We start from the raw sequence: 3799 nt of genomic DNA, 5'->3' as shown, positions 1-3799 counted from the left end.
GGGCAACGCGGAGGAAGGTTCATCAGGAAAAAAACTGATTTTTTCGAAAAAACGTCCTACATATTGAATATGTAACCTTTTTACATATAATATAACATTAAATTAATTTTTTCTTTAAAGGTTAGCATGATATAAGTTAATTTAACTACAATGCATTCTCGACTGGATTTATGTGCCGCCACAGTGTGGTCAATTATAAACCAGAGTGTTCAGCCAGATAAAATAAACCTTTGGATATCAAATGAGCCATATTTGTCAGATCATGGGATATGTGAGATACCTGCTTGGGTTGAAGAGCTAAATAAAATAAATAACATAGTGAATGTACATTATGTAAAAAATACCGGACCATACCGTAAAATAATTAACGCGATTATTAACTCAGAGATTGATGACATTCTTGTATATGCTGATGATGATGTAATATATGGTCGGCAGTGGCTTGAGTCCCTATTAGGCCAGTTTTATGAGAACAACTGTAATGTGGCAATTGCTGCTAGGATTAGAATAATGGAGAGGAATATTTTTAACAAGTACAAATCTTATAGCTCTTATTCTATTAGTATGAAAAAGGATAAATTTGAAAAGGATTTTATAATAACTGGCGTTGGGGGTTGTGTTTTAAGTAAGAGAATGATTAAGCCTAGCATTATCGGAGATGATGCATATTTAACTATTTCACCTAAGACAGATGATATCTGGATTAGTAAAATGTTAGAGGCTTCCAATACGAAGGTCGAGTCATCCCCAGATGCACTGCGATGTGTTCATGAAATATTGCATGGCTATAACACACTTAGCTCAATAAATACATTAACATCTAAAAATAGCAGTTTAATTATAAAGGCAATCAGGATGGTTAAAAACAAATTCTATTCATATTTTGGGTTGCAAAAAACAAACAATGACAAATCCATCAAGATGGTTAATTTGCATTTTAATGGTAAATTATAAATGATCTTTCTCATCAGGGATTGTCTGAAAACAAAATGTTATCAGTAAACTGTAGTGGTTAGCAAATTGTTATTGCTTTTTGGGTAATGATGCCAATTTATTGATTTCGCATTTTCACTGACGCCAGGATCACCTGATATTACAAGGGTTGAATGGCTACAGATTCAAATGGTCACCAACAGGTTGGCAGCATTACTTTGGGATAGGCTCTAACGCTGAAAGGTATAAAAAATTCCTTTTAGTACACCAATGTAATTATTTTATATCACTGACAATAAATATGAATTTAAAATCGAAAACAATACATGCTGTGAAGTGGAATTTGTTGTCTACAGTGTGCGTAACCGGGCTTGGTATGGTCTCACTGTGGATCTTGTCCAGCTTATTTACAACGACAGATTATGGTATCATTAGTGCGGCATTAATATTAAGTACTGTTTTCTCAACCATAACTGATTTTGGTATATCAAACTCAGTTATAAGATCTGAAAAGTTAAATAAATATGAACTGTCTTCACTGTATATAATAAATGTCTTTTTAGGTATGATATTTTGTCTCGGCTTGTTTATTTTTAGTGCTCAGTTAGCATCCTTATTCAATGGTGGAACAGAACTGGCAAAACAGATAAAAATCATGTCATTTTCTCTTATAATATCGTCTTTCGGTGGACAGCCAAGAGCTTTGTTAGCCAGAGAACTTAGATTTGATGTAATATCCAGGATAACAATCCTGTCAGCTATTTTTAATTTTGTGTTCGCAGTCTTCTTAAGCTACGTCTATCGTTCCCCCTGGTGTGTTGCCGTTTCACTGTTGGTTTCCTCATCTATTAGTAGCGTATTGTATATATATTCAAGCAAAGGCTTGAGAGATATTAAGTTACAGTTCTTTACTTTGAAGGAAATAAAAAAACATGTCAGCTACGGTTCTCAGTTGGTCATGGACTCTATCATTAATCAGATAAGCGTGAATACATATCCTGTACTAATGGCACGCTTAATAAGTTTGACTGCTATCGGTGGATATAATATATCCTACAACATTAGCGTGGCGCTTTTTGAAAAATTGAATCCTGTTTTATCACATGCGTTATTTCCAGCTTTTTCCAAGATACAAAATGATGCAGTATCTCTGAAAAAAACTTTTCTAAAAGTAACTATGTTTTCGTCTTTGGTGAATTTCCCGATGTTATTGGGAATGATGTTAATTTCAGACTATGTAGTGACTGTTTTTTTTGAGCAGAAATGGCAGTTCATCACCCCTATTGTACAGATTTTATGTTTGGTTGGGGCGGCGCGATCCCTTGATGTGCCTGTTATCTCTGTCTTGCTTGCTAAAGGGCAAATGTACAGAAATGTTTACCTGGGAGTATTTAAGTTAGCGCTTGGTATTCCTTTAACATGGTTTCTGGGTAAACAATATGGTCTTACAGGGATAGTGTTTTCATTCTTATGTATTCAAATAGTAAATCTTGTTATGGGATATTTTTTCCAGGTTAGACCCTGTTTAAATATCAAAGTAAAGAGTTACATCTATGCCGTCTTCGTACCGCTTATACACACTTTACCTATGCTTGTAACGGGTTACCTGTTGATTCTTTTTTTAACTATTACCTCTCCTATTTTGTCAATGGTTGTGATTATTTTTTCATGTATGTCTGTATACATTGCTTCTATACTCACCTCTCCAGTAAAAGAGATAAAGGAATTTAACGCAATCGTTCTAAACAATATACTGAGGAATAAATGATGTTATTATCAATAATCATACCATGTTATAACTGTGAGTCAAATATCGAAAAATTGCTTCTCTCAATAAAAGAGCAGCTTAATGAAACCGTACAACTAGTGTTGATTAATGATGGCTCATGGGACGCAACGCATGACATAATAACTAAATTTACAAGTGACAACCCCTCTATAAAAATAAAATACATTAATAGTATTAATCAGGGGGCGGCAAAAGCCAGATCAACGGGCTTAAATTACGCAGAGGGAGATTATGTATTCTTCTGTGATTCAGATGATATGATTTCTGCTAATTTCATATCGGTTTTTACAGAGTTAAGTAATGATAAACCGGATATGATATATTTTTGCTCTACGGTATTAGATTCGCAAGGAAACAGGTTTAAAAAGGTACATTTTCCATTAGCATACATCGAAAGCAATAGTAACGAAGTTTTTAATTATCTTTTGAAGAAAGGGCAGTGGACAGCTGCTGTATGGACTTATATTTTCCGGAAAGATCTCGTATTGAAATCTGGCGCTATATTTACAGACAGAAAGGTACATGAAGATCACTTATTCACGCTGAGACTTCTCGCTGGTAGTGAAAAAATATCAATATGTAATTCTGAGCTTTACTTTCAGAATGTGACTTCAGGTTCACTTACTAAATCCCCTAAAAAAATTGATTATTTAACTGAGCGTTATAAGTCTTATAAAGAGGCCAGGGAAGATATCATTTACAAATTCAGTCAGGAAAGCATTGTTCTTTATGATCGATGGTCTATGTCTTCGCTACTGCAAATATTAAAAGAAAATAAAAAAATGGTGTTTCAGGGGATAATGCATACAGCTATATATCGAGTATTGTGGAAGGAAAAATTAGTGATTTTAGATTTTGTTAAAAGCAAAGTTAAAAAAAAAATCACGAGATCTAAGAGCCTATCCTAATAGGGATTATCGTATAATGGGTAATGATGCCAATTTGTTGATTTCGCATTTTCACTGACGCCAGGATCACCTGATGTTACAAGGATTGAATGGCTACAGATTCAAATGGTCACCAACAGGTTGGCAGCATTACTATTTGCCGTTATAGGCTAATTTTATGGTCTTTCTG

3 protein-coding genes are annotated in these 3799 nt (G+C 34.2%); all 3 read left to right on the top strand.

Annotated elements, in window-relative coordinates:
• The first annotated feature begins 150 nt into the window (after positions 1–150).
• The 3 genes from ACKLKD_RS27600 (at position 151) to ACKLKD_RS27590 (ending at position 3630) form a co-directional block, all read left to right on the top strand.
• On the top strand, positions 151–954 hold the full coding sequence (locus ACKLKD_RS27600; protein WP_087806464.1) for a glycosyltransferase: 804 nt from the start codon (positions 151–153) through the stop codon (positions 952–954).
• A gap of 280 nt (positions 955–1234) precedes the next feature.
• The gene (locus tag ACKLKD_RS27595) at positions 1235–2701 is read left to right on the top strand and encodes an MOP flippase family protein (protein WP_343517394.1); all 1467 of its coding nucleotides are present in this window, start codon (positions 1235–1237) and stop codon (positions 2699–2701) included.
• Positions 2698–3630, top strand: a complete 933-nt coding sequence (locus ACKLKD_RS27590; RefSeq protein WP_226329149.1) for a glycosyltransferase family 2 protein — start codon at positions 2698–2700, stop codon at positions 3628–3630. The genes ACKLKD_RS27595 and ACKLKD_RS27590 overlap by 4 nt, the downstream gene beginning before the upstream one ends.
• Positions 3631–3799 lie beyond the last annotated feature (169 nt).

Source organism: Klebsiella sp. 10982 (assembly GCF_048589245.1).
Classification (GTDB): domain Bacteria; phylum Pseudomonadota; class Gammaproteobacteria; order Enterobacterales; family Enterobacteriaceae; genus Klebsiella; species Klebsiella quasivariicola.
The sequence above is the reverse complement of the archived record's forward strand: the minus strand, read 5'-3'. Positions and strand labels throughout refer to the sequence as shown.

Excerpts from the sequence above, each read along its gene's own strand:
- ACKLKD_RS27600 (WP_087806464.1), top strand. The coding sequence starts at position 151 with ATGCATTCTCGACTGGATTTATGTGCCGCCACAGTGTGGTCAATTATA.
- ACKLKD_RS27590 (WP_226329149.1), top strand. The coding sequence starts at position 2,698 with ATGATGTTATTATCAATAATCATACCATGTTATAACTGTGAGTCAAAT.
- ACKLKD_RS27595 (WP_343517394.1), top strand. The coding sequence starts at position 1,235 with ATGAATTTAAAATCGAAAACAATACATGCTGTGAAGTGGAATTTGTTG.